Raw genomic sequence first — 18,286 nt, forward strand, 5'->3', positions numbered from 1 at the left:
TAGTGGTCACGAGGGTAACACAGAACTTTTCACAGTAAAGTTTTCTGCGGAAACCAAGTCGCAAAGCTTCTAACTAGTCACATCGCCGTGATCAGATGAATAAATAACCGTTATCGCACGACTCGCCTTATCTAGCGATGGACGGGTTCCCGCGCCAATCTCATCCGGACCGCTCTTCCAAGGTCGCAAGTGATTTGCATAAGGGACGAATTTTTGCAGTCTGGACGGCAGGGTCGCGAGACATTCTTGATCACAGCCAAGAGAATGACCTTTGCGGCAAGCAAGATTGCTGAGAAGAATATCTCGGGACATCGGTCGTACAGGGTGGTAAAGCGGCGTCATTCCTTGAGGCGATCGAAAATGATCTTGATACGGTTGCGCCGTTTCTCGCGGCATCTGTTATCTTTCGCGGCCTTCTTGCGAGACTTTCTGGCAGGGCAAAATACCTCTATCTCCTCCTTTCAACACGTCTTTTAATTCCTTCTCCTGTCCGCGAACGGCCAGCAGCGCCGCCGCGCCGGCTTATCGCTGACCTGACCGGCCCGCATGTAGGGCCCGATTGGCCAGAACGTGATTAGCCGCCCCTTGGCATTGGGAACCGCGTGAAAACTAGTGTTCAGGTCACCCTTGTTTCGGCCGATCTGGCTTCCGCGCCGCTATCCTTTTACGCAGAGGCGCGGCCATGACCCGGGCGAAACCGCCATTGTCGTGCCGACGTTTCAAACGATTACAGAAAGTCCTCGGCAGGACGTATTCTTTCGGCGCATCGTACCAGCGCAAGTTATTCTTGTTAAAGAAGACGGTGCCATTAGGGACACGGCAATCAATGACACGAGGCGTGCCATAGGACTTTGGGGGGAAAAAACGGCTTCAGCCGCTCCATCTCGGCGTTGGTCACACTGAGGTGTTCTTCGTCGACCATGCTTACTTGCAAAGATTGAACTACGCAAAAACCTGAAATCAATGGATATGAAACCTAAGAGTTTCCTTTTCTTGTCAGCGGGCTGAACATATCAATAATGTATCAATTTTCAGGGAGAAGCAGCGCTATATGCCGACCCATTCCTCACTGCCCATTTACCTTCAGCTCAGCGAAACGCTGGCGCGCGATATAGCCGCCGGACATCTGCTGGACGGAGAGCGTCTGCCGCCAGAGCGTGAATTGGCCACGAGCCTTGGCACCTCTGTCGGGACGCTGCGCAAGGCACTTGCCGATCTGACCCGGCAGGGCCTGCTGGAACGCCGCCAAGGCTCGGGGAACTACGTCAGGGCGCAACAGAATGCGCAGAGCGTCTATGCGTTTTTCCGGATCGAGCTGTTGAAGGGCGGCGGGCTTCCCACCGCTTGGCTGCTGTCTTTGGACCGTGTGAAGAAGGCAGATGATATGCCCGCTTTCGGAAGCTCCGACGAAGCTTATCGCATCCGCCGGCTGCGCTATCTCAACGACGTGCCATGTGTGCTTGAAGAAATCTGGCTGGACGCTGGCTATGCAAATTCTCTCAAGGCGCAGGACCTGTCGGAATCGCTGTATCTCTTCTATCGAAAGCGCCTGAACCTCGCGATTTCGAGAGTCGTGGATCAGATCGGGATCGGCAAGGTCCCCGACTGGTCGCCTGCCGAATTCGCACCACGCGCCGGCAATCAGACCGGGCTGTTCCAGCGGATCAGCTTCGATCAGCACAATCACCGCGCCGAATTTTCGCGCAATTGGTTTGACACCGCGCGCGCCGCCTATATCTCAAGGATGCGATAGGACGATCATGACAGACACCATAAATTACGGCATCATCGGATGCGGGATGATGGGGCAGGAGCATCTGCGCAATATCCAGCTTCTTGCTGACACCCGGATTGCAGCGATCTTCGACCCTGATCCGGCGATGAAGGCCGCAGCGTCAGCTATCGCACCCGGTGCCGAGATGTACGATTCGCTGGATGCGCTGCTAACACGCCCCGGTCTGGATTGTCTTGTCATCGCCTCGCCTAACCGCGACCACTTGGGGCAACTTGAACATATCGCGCAGGGGCGACCGCTTCCTGTGCTGGTGGAAAAGCCTGTTTTCACATCGCCGTCCGATCGTGCCCGGCTGGAGGCGATCCGCGACGGGTATGGCGCACCGATCTGGGTCGCTATGGAATATAGATATATGCCCCCGATCGCGGCCTTCCTTGGTCAGGCAGAGGCCGCAACGGGCGGGCTGAAGATGCTGGCAATCCGCGAACATCGCTTTCCGTTCCTTGACAAAATCGGGGCATGGAACCGCTTCAACCGTAATTCAGGCGGCACAATGGTTGAAAAATGCTGCCATTTCTTCGACCTGATGCGTCTGGCCACGGGGTCAGAGCCGGTTCGCGTCATGGCAAGCGCCGGTCAGGCGGTGAACCATCTGGAAGAGCGTTATGGTGATGAAACGCCGGATGTCTGGGACAATGGTTTCGTCATCGTCGACTTTCACAACGGGGCGAGGGCGATGCTGGATCTGTGCATGTTTGCCGAAGGTTCTCGCTGGCAAGAAGAAATCTCTGCCACCGGGCCGCGCGGCAAGATAGAGGCACTTGTCCCCGGTCCGGGACGCTTCTGGCCCGCAAATCTGGGTGTGCCGCCGGTGCCGCAACTGATCCTCAGCCCGCGCAACCCCAAAGGTCCGCATGTCCGCGAAATTCCTGTCGACCCCGCGCTGCTTGCGGCAGGCGACCACAATGGCGCGACCTTCTTCCAGCACCAGAAATTCGCCGAGGTGGTTCGCGGCGATGCCTTGCCAGAGGTGACGCTGAACGACGGGATGCAAGCCGTCCTGATGGGACTGGCTGCGCAGGAATCCGCACTGACGGGTCGCGCGATTAACCTGAACCTGACTGCGCAAAGCGAACCGGCAAGGGCGGCAGGATGACGCGACGGAACTGGCCGGACTACGCCCGGCAGCTTGCCCCTGGCCTGATGATTGCGATCCTTGTCGCCATTTCGGCGCAATTCGTTGCCGAGCATTATGGCGCGCCTGCAATGTTGATGGCGCTGCTTTTCGGCATCGCGCTGAACTTTCTGGGCGATGAGGAAAGCGCTGCTCCGGGCATCGCATTTGGCTCTCGCGGCTTGCTGCGTATCGGGGTGGCGTTGCTTGGCGCAAGGATCAGTGCCGCGCTTCTGGCCGACCTTGGGCTTGCAACCTTGCTGATGCTTACGGTGTCTACCGCGCTGACGATTTTCTTTGGCATCGCGCTTGGCCGCCTGCTGAAGTTGGGGCCGCGCTTTTCGGTGCTGACCGCCGGGGCGGTGGCAATCTGCGGGGTTTCCGCGGCTATGGCGATTGCCGCCGTGCAACCCGTTTCCGAACGGTCCGAGCGTAACCTGATGTTTACCGTCATGGGGGTCACTTTGCTTTCGACCATTGCGATGATCCTGTACCCGGCCATCGCGACCGGACTGGGCCTGAGCGAGCATCAGGCCGGGATCTTCCTTGGCGGCACGATCCACGACGTCGCACAGGTCGTCGGGGCCGGCTTCTCCATCTCGCCCGAAACGGGTGAGACCGCTACTCTGGTAAAGCTTATCAGGGTCGGGATGCTTGCGCCGGTCGTGCTGATCCTCTCGATCGCCTATCGCAATAAAAGAGACCAGGGCGACAGCGCATCCATCCCGATCCTGCCCGGTTTCGTCGTCGGATTTGCGGCGCTTGCCGCCCTTTCATCGCTGGGTCTGATAACAGAATGGTTGCGCGACGTGCTTGGGCATCTGTCCCGTTGGGCGTTGCTGATCGCCATTGCAGGTGTCGGCCTGCGCACCCGGCTGGACGAAGTGCTGCAAGTCGGCGCCCGCCCGATTGCACTGCTGGTTGGTGAGACGCTGTTTCTTGGTGTCTTTATCATCGCCGCCTGCAAGCTGCTTGGGCTGTAAGCAGTCGGGCAGTGCTTGTCTGAAAGCACCGCCCTTCGGACCAGTCACAATATATCGACTGCGAAAAGCGGCCCGAGCGGGTCTAATCAAAAGCAATTGTTGCGCTGACGGCTTTCTTCCAGGCGGCATATTTGCGTTCACGGTCTGCCTCGGCCATTTTTGGAAGGAACTGTGCGTCCTTCTTCCAGCTTGCGGCAAATTCTTCCATTCCCGGCAACACGTCCGCATTCTGCCCGGCCAACCATGCCGCGCCCATTGCCGTCGTTTCCAGCACTTCGGGGCGCTCTACCGGGGCGTCGAGCACATCAGACAGAAACTGCATCGCCCATTCCGACGCGCTCATCCCGCCATCGACCCGCAGCGCCTGCATATTGGCCGCGCCATGAACTGCGGCCCAGTCAGCGCGCATCGCCTCTATCAGGTCGCGGGTCTGGAAGCCGACGCTTTCCAATGCGGCGCGCGCAAATTCAGCCGGACCTGAACTGCGGGTCAGACCGAAGATCGCACCACGGCAATCGGCGTTCCAATAGGGCGCACCAAGCCCGGTGAAGGCAGGCACCAGAACCAGCTCCTGTCCTGCATCGGCCTTTTCCGCCAGGGGTTGGGTTTCGGCGGCGTCGCGTATGATCTTCAGCCCGTCGCGCAGCCATTGGACCACGGCACCGGCAATGAAGATCGACCCTTCAAGCGCATATGTCGTCTTGCCGCCGATCCGATAGGCAATAGTCGTCAACAGCCGGTTTTCCGACATGACCGGCGTCTCACCCGTATTCAGTAGCGCGAAGCACCCGGTGCCATAGGTCGATTTCACCATGCCGGGGGAAAAGCACGCCTGCCCGATGGTCGCTGCCTGCTGATCGCCCGCAATGCCCAGTATCGGTATCTCACGCCCGAACAGATCGGCACGCGTTTGCCCGAAATTCGCATCGCAATCGCGCACCTCTGGCAGCATCTCCATCGGGATGTTCAGCTTGTTGCAGATCGTCGTTGACCAGCGGTTCTTGCGAATATCGTAAAGCATCGTCCGCGCGGCATTGGTCGCGTCCGTCGCGTGAACCGAACCACCGGTCAGCTTCCAGACGAGCCAGCAATCAACAGTCCCGAACAGCAGATCGCCAACCCTGGCCTTTTCCCGCGCGCCGTCCACATTATCGAGGATCCAAGCCAGCTTGGTGGCCGAGAAATAGGGGTCCAGCAGCAGCCCGGTCTTTTCCGTCACGACCGGCTCGAACCCCTCATCCCGCAGGCGTTTGCACAGGTCAGAGGTGCGCCTGTCCTGCCAGACAATTGCGTTATGCACCGGCTGGCCGGTCTTGCGGTCCCAGACAAGCGTCGTTTCGCGCTGATTGGTGATACCGATCGCGGCAATTGCTTCTGCATCGCCCCCGGCCTTTTCGATCACCGCACGACAGGTCGCCGCGGTCGTTGACCAAAGATCGGAAGGGTCATGTTCGACCCAGCCACTTTGCGGGTAATGCTGCTCAAATTCTTCCTGCGCGGATGCGACAACCGACAGCTTGTCGTCAAACAGGATTGCGCGGCTGGACGTCGTGCCCTGATCTATCGCGAGAATATGGGTCAAGTCTCTCCTCCCGAGTGTTTGAGCCGTTTACACTCTTATCAGCGATATGCCCGCGCGGGCACATGGCGGATAAGAGAATGGGGGCAAGTCAGCCCTGCCCCCAAAAACATTTTACTGCCAAGAGCTGACGAGTTCGTCGTAAGACACCGTTTGCGGTTCCTCACGCGTATCCTCGATGGCGGGCTTCGGCGCGCCTTCGGCGTCCAACCATTCCTGAGGATCTTTTTCCTCATTCATGACCGGACCCAGATCGCCCTGAATGCCGGCCCGCTCCAGCCGCTCCATCACGCTTTCCATATCTGCGCAAAGCGTATCGAGCGCGTCCTGTGCCGATTTCGCACCTGACATGGCATCACCGATATTCTGCCACCACAGCTGCGCCAGCTTCGGATAATCCGGCACGTTGGTACCCGTTGGCGACCAGCGAACACGGTCGGGCGAGCGATAGAATTCGACCAGACCGCCAAGGTTCGGCGCGCGCTCACTGAAGCTGTCATGCTGGATGGTGGACTCGCGGATGAAGGTCAGGCCGGTATGGGCTTTCTTCACATCCACCGTTTTCGAGGTCACGAACTGCGCGTAAAGCCATGCGGCCTTGGCGCGATCCTCGGGCGTCGATTGCATGAGTGTCCAGGAACCAACGTCCTGATAGCCGACCTTCATGCCATCTTCCCAGTAAACGCCGTGCGGCGAGGGGGCGAGGCGCCATTTCGGCGTGCCGTCCTCGTTCATCACGGCCTCGCTGTCGACCAGAGGTGCGACGAAGGTGGTGTACATGAACATCTGCTGGGCAATGTTACCCTGCCCCGGTACCGGGCCGGCTTCCGAGAAGGTCATGCCCATGGCCGAAGGCGGCGAATATTTGTTCAGCCATTCAACCGCTTTTTCGACGGCATAGACCGCCGCCGGGCTGTTGGCCGCACCGCCGCGCGCCATACATGCGCCGACCGGCTGAGAGTTCTCATTCACCCGGATGCCCCATTCATCAACCGGAAGACCGTTGGGTTCGCCCTTGTCGCCCATGCCGGCCATAGACATCCATGCATCGGTATAGCGCCAGCCAAGAGAGGGGTCTTTCTTGCCGTAATCCATCGAGCCATAGACCTCGACCCCGTCGATCTCGCGGCCGGTGAAGAATTCGGCAATGTCTTCATAGGCCGACCAGTTGACCGGCACGCCTAGCTCATATCCGTATTGTTCTTGGAATTCGGCCATGATTTCAGGATCAGTGAACCAGTCATAGCGGAACCAGTACAGGTTGGCGAATTGCTGGTCGGGAAGCTGATACAGCTTGCCATCCGGCGCGGTGGTGAACTGGGTGCCGATGAAATCGTCCAGATCAAGGCCGGGGTTGGTGACATCCGCACCCTCATTGGCCATGAAGTCGGTCAGGTTGCGCACCTGCTGATAGCGCCAATGGGTGCCGATCAGATCCGAGTCGTTGACGTAAGCGTCATAGATGTTTTCGCCCGACTGCATTTGCGTTTGCAGCTTTTCGACAACATCGCCTTCGCCGATCAGGTCATGGGTGACCTTGATGCCGGTGATCGCGCTGAAGGCCGGTGCAAGCACCTGGCTTTCATATTCGTGCGTGGTGATGGTTTCCGAAACGACCTTGATTTCCATACCGGCAAAGGGCTCGGCGGCGTCAATGAACCATTGCATTTCGGCTTCCTGCTCTTCGCGGGAAAGCGCGGACTGATCGCCGATCTCGGCGTCAAGGAATGCGGTCGCGGCCTCCATATCGGCCAGTGCTGGACTTCCCAGCAGGCCAAGCGCAAGCGCGAGCGCGGTTGAGGTTGTCAGGTTCGATTTCATGATGTCCTCCTTGTTGAACCTTATAGCTGTCGTCTCATCGCGCCACCGCAGCCCTCCGCTGCAACGGCGCGGAACTCAGACCCAGCGGAACACCGCTGCGGCGAAGATCAGGCAGACCAGAAGTGCTGCGGGCTGTGCCACGCCGACCAATCCCAGCCATGCCAGATTGATGAAGGCAGAGCCCAGCAGCGTGATAAACAACCGGTCGCCACGGGTCGTCTCTATCCCCAGCACGCCAACGCGCGGCGTTTCGGGATAGCGGATTGCCAATATCGTGAACGTCACCAGCAAAAGCGCGATGATCACGAAGAAAGCGGCGGTCGGCCATGTCCAAGCCATCCAAGCCATAGTGGTATCCTCCCCTTAAACCCGACCGAGGGCGAAGCCCTTGGCGATGTAGTTGCGGACAAACCAGATCACGAGCGCGCCCGGAATGATCGTCAGCACACCGGCGGCGGCCAGCACACCCCAATCGACACCCGCCGCACCGACGGTACGGGTCATGGTCGCGGCGATAGGCTTTGCGTTCACCGTGGTCAGCGTCCGGCTCAGCAGAAGTTCCACCCATGAGAACATGAAACAGAAGAAAGCCGCGACACCGATGCCGGATGCGATCAGCGGCATGAAGATCCGCACGAAGAAGCGCGGGAAGCTGTAGCCGTCGATATAGGCGGTCTCGTCGATCTCTTTCGGGACGCCGCGCATGAAGCCTTCCAGGATCCAGACGGCAAGCGGCACGTTGAACAGGCAATGCGCCAGAGCCACCGCGATATGCGTATCAAACAGCCCGATAGACGAATAAAGCTGGAAGAAGGGCAGCGCAAAGACGGCGGGCGGGGCCATGCGGTTGGTCAGCAACCAGAAGAACAGATGCTTGTCGCCCAGGAAGCTGTAGCGCGAAAATGCATAGGCGGCAGGCAGCGCGACAAGCAGCGAGATCACCGTGTTCATCACCACATAGATCAGCGAGTTGACATAGCCCATATACCACGCCGGGTCGGTCAGGATCGTGATGTAATTCTGAAGCGTCGGGTTTTCGGGAAACAGGCTGAAGCTGCCAAGGATCTCGACATTCGTCTTGAAGCTCATATTCACAAGCCAGTAGATCGGCAGCATCAGGAACAGCAGGTAGATCGTCATAACGATCACGCTTCCCTTTACCTTCGGCAGGCTGCGTGCGCGCGGCGCGGCGTTTGTGACGGTCGCGTCGGTCATCTCACACCCCCTTTTTGTCGAGATTGGTCATCACGGTGTAGAACACCCATGAGATCAGCAGGATGACCAGAAAATACATGATCGAGAAGGCTGCGGCGGGTCCAAGATCGAACTGACCAAGTGCCATTTTCACAAGGTCGATCGACAGAAGCGTGGTCGCATTGCCCGGTCCACCGCCGGTGACGACGAAAGGTTCCGTATAGATCATGAAACTGTCCATGAAGCGCAGCAGGATCGCAATCATCAAGACGCCCGCCATCTTTGGCAGCTCAATATAGCGGAATACTTTCCAGCGGCTCGCCTGGTCGATCTTGGCGGCCTGATAATAGGCGTCGGGGATGGATTTCAGCCCGGCAAATGCCAGCAGAGCAACCAGCGACGTCCAGTGCCACACATCCATCACGATAATCGTGGCCCATGCCGCGACAGAGTTCTGGGTGTAGTTGTAGTTGACGCCAATCGCCTCCAGGAACCGGCCCAGCAGCCCGATGTCCACGCGCCCGAAGATCTGCCAGATGGTGCCGACCACGTTCCACGGGATCAGCAGTGGCAACGACATGACCACCAGGCAAAAGGACGACCAGAAGCCGGATTTCGGCATGTTCAGTGCAACGAAGATGCCAAGCGGGATCTCGATTGCCAGGATCGTGGCGGAGAAGAAAAGCTGCCTTTGCAGCGCATCCCACATGCGTTCATCGCTGAGCATCTCACGGAACCAATCCAGCCCGGCCCAGAAGAACTGATTGTTGCCGAAGGTGTCCTGAACGGAATAGTTGACCACCGTCATCAGCGGGATCACGGCGGAAAACGCGACAAGGATCAGCACCGGCAGGACCAGAAACCATGCCTTTTGGTTAACGGTTTTCTGTTGCATCACGCAGCCTCCCCCTGCGGCGCGACGCGCCAGTCATTCGCATAGACATTAACCCGACCTGCATCGAAGCTGACCCGGTTCATATCGGCGCTGATATTGTCATCCTCACCCGCGATTATGTTGATGTCATGGCCAAAGAATTCGGCACGGATGATCTTGTGACGGCCCGCATCTTCCACCCGGCGCAGCTTGACGGGCAAGCCATCGGTCGCGCTGAGGCGGGCGAATTCCGGGCGGATGCCGATCTCGACATTCCCGTCCAACGCACCATAGCCGCCTCCAAGCGGGATTTCTGAGCCGTTGATATAGGCCCGGTCGCCCTCAACCTTGGCAGGCAGCACGTTCATGCCGGGCGAGCCGATGAAATAGCCGACGAAAGTATGCTCCGGCCTCTCAAACAACTCATCCGGGGTGCCGATCTGGACCACGCGGCCATCATGCATGACGACCACCTTATCGGCGAAAGTCCGTGCCTCCGTCTGGTCATGGGTCACATAGATCATCGTATGACCGAAATCGTGGTGCAGTTTCTTCAGCTGCGTGCGCAACTCCCACTTCATATGCGGGTCGATCACCGTCAGCGGTTCGTCGAACAGCAGTGCATTCACGTCCTTGCGCACCATCCCGCGCCCAAGGCTGATCTTCTGCTTGGCATCCGCGCCAAGCCCCTGCGCCTTCTTGCGCAGCATATCCTCCATCCCAATCATGCGGGCGATTTCCTGCACGCGCTCGGCGACATAGGATTCCTCGCGCCCGCGATTGCGAAGCGGGAAGGCGAGGTTGTCGTAGACCGTCATGGTGTCATAGACGACCGGAAACTGGAAAACCTGCGCGATATTGCGTTCTGCCGTCGGCGCCTGCGTCACATCCTTGCCGTCGAACAGAATCCGCCCCTGCGAAGGCATCAACAGGCCCGAGATGATGTTCAGCAGCGTTGACTTGCCGCAGCCGGACGCGCCGAGCAGGGCATAAGCCTCGCCATCCTCCCAGTCATAGTTGAGCTCTTTCAGCGCATAATCCGCCTCGGACAGGGGCCGTGGATTGTAGGAATGCGCGAGATTATCGAGTGTGATCCTTGCCATAACCGTTCCCCCCTCAGGCAGCCATCGCATAGGCGGCAGGCGCGACCAGATTGCCATCTTCAGCAAAAACATAGACGTGGCGCGGGTCCAGAAAGACGTCCAGCGGCCCGCCGATTTCCAGATCATGCACGCCGTGGATCAGCCCGACCCAACGGTCGCCGCCATGATCCAGGTGGATGAAGGTTTCGGACCCGGTCAGTTCAGTCACATGCAGCCGCGTGGTAAAGCGCATCGCATCCGGGCCCTGCTGGCTGATATGCAGATGGTTGGGCCGGAAACCCGCAAGGTAACGCCCATCGGGCAGTTCCGCCAGGCGGCCAAGCGCGGGCGTGCTTTGTCCGTTGCCGAACATCAGCCTGTCGCCGGCCTTGGCGATTTGCAGAAAATTCATCGGCGGATCGCTGAAAACCCGCGCCGTGGTTGCATCGACCGGCTGGCGATAGACCTGCGGCGTCAGCCCGAATTGCGTCACCCTGCCCTGCCACAGCGTCGCGGTGTTGCCACCCAGCAAAAGCGCCTCTTCCGGTTCGGTCGTCGCGTAGACGAAAATAGACCCGGAGGCCTCGAAGATCTTCGGAATCTCGATCCGCAATTCCTCGCGCAGCTTATAGTCCAGGTTGGCCAGCGGCTCATCCAGCAGCACCAGTCCGGCATTCTTCACCAAAGCCCGCGCGAGCGCACAGCGCTGTTGCTGCCCGCCCGAAAGCTCCAGCGGCTTGCGCTCAAGCATTGGGGTCAGCTTCATCATTTCAGCCGTTTCGCGTACACGTCGGTCGATCTCGTCGCGGCCAACGCCCATCAGTTTCATGGGCGAGGCGATATTGTCGTACACCGTCATCGAGGGATAGTTGATGAACTGCTGGTAAACCATCGCGACCTTGCGGTCCTGCACCCGCATCCCGGTCACGTCCTCACCTTCCCAGAAAACCTTGCCTTCTGTCGGCTGATCCAGACCGGCCATCAGCCTCATCAGCGAAGTTTTGCCCGACAGCGTCGGCCCCAGCAGCACGTTCATCGTGCCCTTTTCCAGCGTCAGATCGGTGGGTGCGATGTGCATCTGCCCCTCGACCGATTTCGTGACGCCCTTCAGTTCCAGTGTCATCCCTGTCCTCCCTGACCGCGTCTCTATTCCGCTGCCTGAGCGTGGTCGCGCCGTGACTTCATCCATTCGTCCAGCGAAGCTATCGCCGCCTCATCCATCCGCAGCCCCAGCTTTGATCGCCGCCAAACGACATCATCTGCGGTTCGGGCGAATTCGTGATCCATCAGCCAGCGGACCTCTGCCTCGGTCAGTCCGGCGCCGAAATCCCGCCCCAGATCCTCAACGGTTGTGGCATCACCGAGCAAAACACCCGCTTCGGTGCCATAGGCACGGACAAGCCGCCGCGCCCGTGCCGCGCCAAGAAACGGGTATTGCTGGCTCAGCTCGCTGACCAAATGGTTAAACTGATCGACCGCGAAATCCCCGCCAGCAAGCGGAACGCCGGCTGTCCAGGGCTTCCCCGGAACCGGCAGGTGCTGCCCGATCTTTTCCAACGCGCTTTCTGCCAACCGGCGATAGGTGGTGATCTTGCCGCCGAATATGTTCAGCACGGGCGCACCGCCATCCGCATTCACCTTCAGAGTATAGTCGCGCGTCGCGGCCGTCGCACTTTCTGCGCCATCGTCGTAAAGCGGACGCACGCCGGAATAGCTCCACACCACATCATCGGCAGTGACCGGCTGCTCAAAATACCTGTTCGCGAAGTCGATCAGGTAGTCGCGTTCCTGATCCGTGCAGACCGGACGCGTATCCGGATCATCATGCTCGGCATCCGTCGTCCCGATCAGCGTAAAGTCGGTTTCATAAGGAATGGCGAAAATGATGCGGCCATCGGTTCCCTGAAAGAAATAGCACTTGTCGTGATCGTAGAGCTTGCGCGTGACGATATGGCTGCCGCGAACCAGCCGAACGCCTTCCTTCGAAGGCAGGTCGATTGTTTCATGAATGATATCGCCAACCCAAGGCCCACCCGCATTCACCAGAAAGCGCGCGTAATAGCTGCGCGTCTCACCACTATCGTTATTTTTCGTTTCGACGCGCCAGACATCGCCTTCGCGAGCCGCATGAGTAACCTGCAAACGGGTCATCACCTGCGCCCCACGCGCCGCGGCATCCCGCGCATTCAGTGCAACAAGACGCGAATCCTCGACCCAGCAATCCGAATATTCGTAAGCCCGCTGGAACCGGCCCTGCAGCGGCGCACCTTCTTTTGTGCCACTCAGCCGAAGTGTCGAAGCCGGTGGCAGCAGCTTGCGACCGCCCAGATTGTCGTAAAGGAAAAGCCCCAACCGGATCAGCCACGCGGGGCGCCGCCCCTTCATCCAGGGCATCACAAACCCCAGCAGTTTCGAAGTCGGCGTATCGGATTCGAACCGCATATCCTGATGATAGGGAAGCACGAAACGCATCGGCCAGCTGATATGCGGCATTGCGCGTAGCAAAACCTCTCGCTCGATAAGCGCCTCTCGCACCAGCCGCAGTTCGAAATATTCCAGATAGCGCAAACCGCCGTGAAACAGCTTTGTCGATGCGGATGACGTTGCCGAGGCAAGGTCGTTCATTTCAGCGAGGACCACCGACAGCCCCCGCCCCGCAGCGTCACGCGCGATACCACAACCGTTGATGCCACCACCGATCACGAACAGGTCGACCGGGTCGTTGATTTGATGTCCCTGCACAGCAGCGCCTCCCCACAATCGGATCGTAACCGAATGGCTAACAAAAACGCAATAGATATATTTTCGTTTATGTTCGTTTGCATGAGTGCGCGGGGTCGAGAATAGAAAATTCGTGGATTCCTGCACTTCTGATCAGGACGGGTCGGATAAAAGGCTGGATTCCGCGCGCAAACTGTCGTTTTCTGGCCCCAGCGTTCGAAAACGAAAGAAAAGCGAACACCGATGTCTCAAAATTTCCGCTATCCTGAGATCCTGGAAATGGCCCGCCGTGAAGGCAAAGTCACCGTTGAAGGGCTGGCCGAACATTTCGGCGTAACGCTGCAAACGATACGCCGTGACCTGTCCGACCTTGCCGAAGCCGGACGGTTGGAGCGCGTGCATGGGGGTGCCGTACTTCCATCAGGAACCATAAATATTGGCTATGAAGAGCGTCGGCACCTGAACAGTCAGGCAAAGCAGTCAATGGCGCTTGCCTGCGCAAGGCACATCCCGAACGGCATATCACTGTTTCTCAATATCGGCACCAGCACCGAGGCCGTCGCGCAAGAACTTATGGGCCACAAAGATCTGATGGTGGCGACCAACAATATGAACGTGGCGAACATCCTCGTTGCCAACCCGGATTGCGAGATACTGGTGACCGGGGGCAGTCTGCGCCGCTCTGACGGCGGCCTGATCGGGACGCTTGCCACCGATTCCATTCGCCAGTTCAAGTTCGATCTGGCGGTAATTGGCTGTTCTGCCCTGGATCAGGAAGGGGATATTCTGGATTTCGATATTCAGGAAGTCGGCGTCAGCCGGGCAATCCTGCGACAATCCCGCCAGACAATCCTTGTCGCCGACCACTCAAAATTCAAGCGCAGCGCACCCGCTCGCATCGGCTCCTTGGCCGAAGTCGATATGTTTGTTACCGACTCGCACTTGTCCAAGGAGCTGACCGAATCGTGTCGGCAATGGGGCACAGCGATAATCGTTGCGTGACTGGACTTATCTCGGAAAAATACCGGTGTCCTCTCATGCTCGCATGTTTCATGCGGCCTTTTTTCTGGAAGTCTAAAGGGCTTTTCCCGGCGCGGGCTGTTGCAGCCGTTGATGTATTCGAACAAAGTCAATTCGACCTTCCGTTGGTTTCCCAAGCGTGACGCCAGATCAACTCGGCCTTGATCGTCCTGAAGAAGGTTTTCACTTTCGGCCCGGTTGCCGCGAAATCCTGATCAAGCACGGTGGGCGCGATATTGAAGACATGATCGCTGTCGATCCCCCTCACTCTGTCGCTGCACCTCTACCACAACCGCACTGACTGTAGCCTTCATCTTTAACTTGTCACGACGGCAGCAAAGGCGGCACATCACCGCAGCGCTAGAACATCGAAGGAAAGGCCTCCTTATGCGGATATTATCTTAGGGATTTTTGAGCGAGAAATGGTCTGATGAAGCGTGGCTTCATCTATGTTTAATATCGCGCCAAACACTTTCGCCCTGCATGAATATTCGAAATCACGGCAAAACAGGCGGCCGACGGCCGCCTGAGAATCTCTGTCTGGAACACCTGGATTATCGCTCGTTCAGATCGCGCTCATCGGTATCGCGACCTTCGATCTCAACCTCTGTCTTGCGGACCGTGTCTTCCACATGCTCGGTGCGGGTTTCCCGCTTCTTGGCCAGTTCGATTTCCTCAACGACACGCGCCTCCTTGTCAACGATAGCTTCCTCAGAGTGCTCGCGTGCCTCGATCACGCGCTCTTCAAACGCACCCGCACCAGCTTCCCGGTCAACCGGATTGCGCTGAATTTCAACGCGCTCCGACGTCAGTTGGACATCTTCCGACACCGGAACCTCTCGGACATAGGACCGGACCCGCACAGTGCCAAGGTCTACATCGCGCTTGCCGATATTTAGCTGCTCTTCGACGACATCGATCTTTTCACCGGTTGCGTCGACGTCGCGGGCGAGTGCCGGATCGGCGGATGTGTCATGACGTTCGGTCACGGCAAGCGCGGGATCGCCCGCGGCATAGGCGCCGGGAGTGCTCATGTAAGCTGTCTGATCCCAGCCATCACCGCGCCATTCGTCTTCACGCGCATCCAGATCGACAGAACCTTCGCTTTCCAGGACTTCCAGCGACGGTGCGACCAGATTTTCCGGCACATTCGTAGCGGTCACAAGATAACCACCGCGGCTGAGACCCTCGGCATAGGCAGCCCGGTCCTCATCGGGGAAAAAGAAATCCCCAAGGGCTTCGAAAAAACCACGGCTTTCCGTTTCTTCATGGCGTACTTCGCCGTAGCCTGGGTTCGATTCGCCATGTAACACAACATCCGTAGCGCCGATTTCCCGCAGCGCCGCAGCCGCCCTGTCGGCCTCGGCCTTGGTGTCGAACATTGCAGATAGAGTGCGGCCTGTTGATTCATAGGTCATTGTCTTCCTCCTTCAGGTTGGTCGCGCTGTTGGGCGCTTCCTCATTGACAGCTTCGTCTGCTTCCAGACGGGTTTCGATGACGCGCTGACTGCGCAAGCTGACCGGAACTTCAACCGTTTCACGAGTTTCGGAACGGATGAGATGCACCTCCTCGACCAGCACCAGTTCGGTGCGAAGCACCACGCGCTCTTCGAGGACGGGAATGATGGTAATGTTGCCTTCCTCGCGAATTGGTGGAGCAACTTTAACCACCTCGTCCCGCGGAACGCGTTTAACTTCGACATTTGAGCTGTTCAGGGTCGCAGAGACAATTTCATCGTGCGTTTCTGTGACCGTTTCCAAACTGACGCCACCTTGATCGACGACGCGCTTGCGGATCGTAGCAACTTCTTCCGCAAGTGAAATTTTGCGGTGGGTGTCCCCCTCGCTTTGATTCAGGTCGTCACGAGATTTGGCGTCTTCGTCAGCCACCGGGGCCCCCGTTCGCGGTTGCATCTCATGAGAAACACTCATCGGCAGCGTCGGTTCTGCTAATCTAAATCAAAGGAACGGATTGCGCGGAAGCCGCGCGAGAAAATTAATCCTGAATTCGGGGTCTTAATGACGTTTTCTTGCGTTCGGTGGCCGAAGAATCAAAAAAGTTGGTGACTAAAGTTGAGTTTGCCCCGGTTTTGGCCGAACGGTTTTGATAAGTAACAACGCCAGAGATCAGGGCTCGTCGTCATAGTCGCCATAAACAACGGCCGCCGCACAGACCATCATTGAGAAGAATTCCTTTGGACAGCTATCCTGTCTTGTCGCACCGCGCCGCCGATTCATCAGCCTACCGAGCGCGGTCTCGGCCCGATTTCGCACTTTGTGCGGGTGCTTGTCTTAACGGATGGTTCTATTGCGCTGCTCTTGGCCGGGATGGTCCGCAGGGCTTAGTAAAGAAAGGCTCAAAACGCGCCGTCTGCAGAACTATGCGACGGAGAAGATCAGACATGTTCAACGCTTGGCTTTCGAAGCGTGAATCATGCCGCCATGCAGGAATTACTTGTCTCCGACACCAAAGATTCGGCGACAGAGACGAGGCCCTCGATTTTTTATGCGCTTCCTTCGGATTTCGCGTGTCCCGGCCGCAACGGAATATGCCCACATCGCATAACCGACGCCTGGCCGACGATTGGGACAGACAGAACGTCACATTGTAACGTTCAGTGCGCCGCCATCGAGAAGCAGGTTTTGGCCGACGATAAACTTTGCCTGCTCGCTACACAGAAAGGCGCAGGCTGCGCCGAAATCTCCTGCCTCGCCATAGCGGCCGGCCGGAATACTTGCTTGTCGGCGCGCCCTGGCCTCTTCAATCGAAATACCCTCTGCCTTGGCAGTCCCGCCATCAAGGCTATCGGCACGGGCCGTCGCATGAAGTCCGGGCAGCAGGTTGTTCACATTCACGCCATGCTTGATGACATCGCGGGACATGCCTGCGACGAAACCGGTCAGACCGGTCCTTGCCGTGTTGGATAGCCCCAGTACCGCAATGGGGGCACGAACCGCTGCGGATGTTATGTTGACGACCCGGCCCCAGCGGCGCTCCATCATACCGGGCACCGTCGCTTGCATAAGGGCAATAGCGGTCAGCATGTTTGAATCAACGGCTTTGATAAAGTCGTCCCGCGACCAGTCCAGCCAATGCCCCGGCGGTGGACCGCCCGCGTTGTTAACGAGAATATCGAGATCGCCCGCAGCTTCCAACACCTTCGCCCGACCCTCGTCCGTCGTAATGTCGGCGGCGACGTGGTCAACCGTTACGCCGTAGCGGTCGGCCAGCTCGGCGGCGGTATTCGCCAGGGCTTCCTCTCCACGCGCATTTATAACCAGATCAACGCCTTCCGCTGCCAACGCCTCGGCGCACCCCCGGCCCAGCCCCTTGGACGCGGCGCAGACCAATGCGCGCTTTCCCCTGATGCCCAAATCCATCGAACCCTCCTGTATGTTAAGGGCAAAGGAAACGCGCCCGGCACGGTTTGTCCAGAGGAACCTGCCAAAGCGTCGGAGAGTTGATTTGCGGAAGCGCCACGGCCGCTTGCAACAGAATGGCGGCGATCACAGTGGGGATAATCTGGAAAGGGTATAAAATGTCCGATCTTCTGGTTGTTGCATTCGACGACGAAGCCACCGGCTTTGAACTGCGTGCGGAGTTGGTCAAGCTGCAAAGCGAATATCTCATCAAGCTGGAGGACGCCGTGGTCGTGACGCGCCCCTCTGCTGACGATATCCAGCTGCATCAGGCGATGAACCTGACGGCGGCAGGTGCGCTTGGCGGGACGTTCTGGGGGACCTTGGTGGGGCTGTTGTTTCTGAACCCACTTGTCGGCGCCGCAGTCGGTGCGGGCTCGGGTGCTTTGGCGGGGTATCTGACGGACTATGGCGTTAATGATGATTTCATGCGCGAAGTTGGCCAGAAGGTTACGCCGGGTGGTTCAGCGGTATTCCTGCTTATCCGGGAAATGACTGCGGATAAGGTGCTGGACCGGATTTCAGACTTCCACAAACGTGGGCGAGTTATTCAGACCTCGCTTTCGAACGAGGACGAAGGGCGGCTGCGTGAAGCTTTGGCGGGTGAGGGTGCGCCGACTGTCCCGCCAGCAACGTCTGCGCCGGAAGCCAACAGCTGAGCGAAGGTGAGGCTTGACGGCATA

Annotated in this window: 16 protein-coding genes and 2 pseudogenes; 5 read left to right on the forward strand and 13 right to left on the reverse strand. The window is 58.3% G+C overall.

All coding sequences use genetic code 11. The features are described 5' to 3' along the window. Nucleotides 1–263: 263 nt before the first annotated feature. Nucleotides 264–922: pseudogene (locus PAF20_RS14830) on the reverse strand (transposase family protein); the annotation flags it as partial. A 129-nt stretch (nt 923–1,051) separates the two neighbouring features. Between PAF20_RS14830 and PAF20_RS14835 the strand changes: the two are divergent. The 3 genes from PAF20_RS14835 to PAF20_RS14845 are packed head-to-tail and all read left to right on the forward strand — an operon-like array spanning nt 1,052 to nt 3,892. After that, nucleotides 1,052–1,753, forward strand: coding sequence for a GntR family transcriptional regulator (locus PAF20_RS14835; RefSeq protein ID WP_271071368.1), 702 nt, complete (start codon nt 1,052–1,054; stop codon nt 1,751–1,753). Nucleotides 1,754–1,760: 7 nt separating this feature from the next. Then, nucleotides 1,761–2,891, forward strand: a complete 1,131-nt coding sequence (locus tag PAF20_RS14840; protein WP_271071369.1) for a Gfo/Idh/MocA family protein — start codon at nt 1,761–1,763, stop codon at nt 2,889–2,891. After that, nucleotides 2,888–3,892: a YeiH family protein gene (locus PAF20_RS14845; RefSeq protein WP_271071370.1), complete on the forward strand. Its 1,005-nt coding sequence runs from the start codon at nt 2,888–2,890 to the stop codon at nt 3,890–3,892. Before PAF20_RS14840 ends, PAF20_RS14845 begins: the two co-directional genes overlap by 4 nt. Before the next feature lie 82 nt (nt 3,893–3,974). Here PAF20_RS14845 and glpK read toward each other — a convergent pair whose 3' ends face one another. From glpK to glpD, 8 genes are all read right to left on the reverse strand, one after another. Further along, nucleotides 3,975–5,474: a glycerol kinase GlpK gene (gene glpK, locus PAF20_RS14850; RefSeq protein ID WP_271071371.1), complete on the reverse strand. Its 1,500-nt coding sequence runs from the start codon at nt 5,472–5,474 to the stop codon at nt 3,975–3,977. A 111-nt stretch (nt 5,475–5,585) separates the two neighbouring features. Beyond that, nucleotides 5,586–7,292: an ABC transporter substrate-binding protein gene (locus PAF20_RS14855; RefSeq protein ID WP_271071372.1), complete on the reverse strand. Its 1,707-nt coding sequence runs from the start codon at nt 7,290–7,292 to the stop codon at nt 5,586–5,588. A gap of 75 nt (nt 7,293–7,367) precedes the next feature. Further along, nucleotides 7,368–7,640 carry a DUF2160 domain-containing protein gene (locus tag PAF20_RS14860; RefSeq protein ID WP_271071373.1) on the reverse strand — a complete coding sequence of 91 codons (273 nt, stop codon included), beginning with the start codon at nt 7,638–7,640 and terminating at the stop codon, nt 7,368–7,370. Nucleotides 7,641–7,655: 15 nt separating this feature from the next. Next, on the reverse strand, nt 7,656–8,507 hold the full coding sequence (locus PAF20_RS14865) for a carbohydrate ABC transporter permease (protein ID WP_271071374.1): 852 nt from the start codon (nt 8,505–8,507) through the stop codon (nt 7,656–7,658). A 1-nt stretch (nt 8,508) separates the two neighbouring features. Next, the gene (locus tag PAF20_RS14870; protein WP_271071375.1) at nt 8,509–9,381 is read right to left on the reverse strand and encodes a carbohydrate ABC transporter permease; all 873 of its coding nucleotides are present in this window, start codon (nt 9,379–9,381) and stop codon (nt 8,509–8,511) included. Then, nucleotides 9,381–10,463, reverse strand: coding sequence for an ABC transporter ATP-binding protein (locus PAF20_RS14875; protein ID WP_271071376.1), 1,083 nt, complete (start codon nt 10,461–10,463; stop codon nt 9,381–9,383). The genes PAF20_RS14870 and PAF20_RS14875 overlap by 1 nt, the downstream gene beginning before the upstream one ends. A 13-nt stretch (nt 10,464–10,476) precedes the next feature. Next, complete coding sequence (locus PAF20_RS14880; RefSeq protein ID WP_271071377.1) at nt 10,477–11,565, reverse strand: ABC transporter ATP-binding protein; 1,089 nt, start codon at nt 11,563–11,565, stop codon at nt 10,477–10,479. A gap of 23 nt (nt 11,566–11,588) precedes the next feature. Continuing rightward, nucleotides 11,589–13,184, reverse strand: coding sequence for a glycerol-3-phosphate dehydrogenase (glpD, locus tag PAF20_RS14885; RefSeq protein WP_271071378.1), 1,596 nt, complete (start codon nt 13,182–13,184; stop codon nt 11,589–11,591). Between the two features lie 222 nt (nt 13,185–13,406). On the opposite strand from glpD, the gene PAF20_RS14890 reads away from it, so the two are divergent. Then, nucleotides 13,407–14,165, forward strand: a complete 759-nt coding sequence (locus PAF20_RS14890) for a DeoR/GlpR family DNA-binding transcription regulator (RefSeq protein WP_271071379.1) — start codon at nt 13,407–13,409, stop codon at nt 14,163–14,165. 86 nt (nt 14,166–14,251) lie between these two features. On the opposite strand, the pseudogene PAF20_RS14895 reads toward PAF20_RS14890, so the two are convergent. The 4 genes and pseudogenes from PAF20_RS14895 to PAF20_RS14910 form a co-directional block, all read right to left on the reverse strand. Then, nucleotides 14,252–14,370, reverse strand: a pseudogene (locus PAF20_RS14895) (IS3 family transposase); the annotation flags it as partial. 367 nt (nt 14,371–14,737) lie between these two features. Continuing rightward, nucleotides 14,738–15,601 carry a YsnF/AvaK domain-containing protein gene (locus PAF20_RS14900; protein ID WP_271071380.1) on the reverse strand — a complete coding sequence of 288 codons (864 nt, stop codon included), beginning with the start codon at nt 15,599–15,601 and terminating at the stop codon, nt 14,738–14,740. Then, entirely contained in the window at nt 15,591–16,073 is a 483-nt protein-coding gene (locus tag PAF20_RS14905) for a DUF2382 domain-containing protein (RefSeq protein WP_271071381.1), read from the reverse strand. Before PAF20_RS14905 ends, PAF20_RS14900 begins: the two co-directional genes overlap by 11 nt. 711 nt (nt 16,074–16,784) lie before the next feature. Continuing rightward, complete coding sequence (locus PAF20_RS14910) at nt 16,785–17,564, reverse strand: SDR family oxidoreductase (protein WP_271071382.1); 780 nt, start codon at nt 17,562–17,564, stop codon at nt 16,785–16,787. 158 nt (nt 17,565–17,722) lie between these two features. On the opposite strand from PAF20_RS14910, the gene PAF20_RS14915 reads away from it, so the two are divergent. Next, complete coding sequence (locus PAF20_RS14915) at nt 17,723–18,262, forward strand: DUF1269 domain-containing protein (RefSeq protein WP_271071383.1); 540 nt, start codon at nt 17,723–17,725, stop codon at nt 18,260–18,262. Nucleotides 18,263–18,286 lie beyond the last annotated feature (24 nt).

Source organism: Paracoccus albus, from assembly GCF_027913035.1.
Classification (GTDB): domain Bacteria; phylum Pseudomonadota; class Alphaproteobacteria; order Rhodobacterales; family Rhodobacteraceae; genus Paracoccus; species Paracoccus albus.

What these genes read in the sequence shown, in the direction of transcription:
- PAF20_RS14880 (WP_271071377.1), bottom strand. Translation starts at nt 11,565, where the DNA reads ATGACACTGGAACTGAAGGGCGTCACGAAATCGGTCGAGGGGCAGATG.
- PAF20_RS14915 (WP_271071383.1), top strand. Translation starts at nt 17,723, where the DNA reads ATGTCCGATCTTCTGGTTGTTGCATTCGACGACGAAGCCACCGGCTTT.
- PAF20_RS14855 (WP_271071372.1), bottom strand. Translation starts at nt 7,292, where the DNA reads ATGAAATCGAACCTGACAACCTCAACCGCGCTCGCGCTTGCGCTTGGC.
- PAF20_RS14865 (WP_271071374.1), bottom strand. Translation starts at nt 8,507, where the DNA reads ATGACCGACGCGACCGTCACAAACGCCGCGCCGCGCGCACGCAGCCTG.
- PAF20_RS14835 (WP_271071368.1), top strand. Translation starts at nt 1,052, where the DNA reads ATGCCGACCCATTCCTCACTGCCCATTTACCTTCAGCTCAGCGAAACG.
- PAF20_RS14840 (WP_271071369.1), top strand. Translation starts at nt 1,761, where the DNA reads ATGACAGACACCATAAATTACGGCATCATCGGATGCGGGATGATGGGG.
- PAF20_RS14890 (WP_271071379.1), top strand. Translation starts at nt 13,407, where the DNA reads ATGTCTCAAAATTTCCGCTATCCTGAGATCCTGGAAATGGCCCGCCGT.
- PAF20_RS14870 (WP_271071375.1), bottom strand. Translation starts at nt 9,381, where the DNA reads ATGCAACAGAAAACCGTTAACCAAAAGGCATGGTTTCTGGTCCTGCCG.
- PAF20_RS14910 (WP_271071382.1), bottom strand. Translation starts at nt 17,564, where the DNA reads ATGGATTTGGGCATCAGGGGAAAGCGCGCATTGGTCTGCGCCGCGTCC.
- PAF20_RS14900 (WP_271071380.1), bottom strand. Translation starts at nt 15,601, where the DNA reads ATGACCTATGAATCAACAGGCCGCACTCTATCTGCAATGTTCGACACC.
- PAF20_RS14845 (WP_271071370.1), top strand. Translation starts at nt 2,888, where the DNA reads ATGACGCGACGGAACTGGCCGGACTACGCCCGGCAGCTTGCCCCTGGC.
- PAF20_RS14860 (WP_271071373.1), bottom strand. Translation starts at nt 7,640, where the DNA reads ATGGCTTGGATGGCTTGGACATGGCCGACCGCCGCTTTCTTCGTGATC.
- PAF20_RS14875 (WP_271071376.1), bottom strand. Translation starts at nt 10,463, where the DNA reads ATGGCAAGGATCACACTCGATAATCTCGCGCATTCCTACAATCCACGG.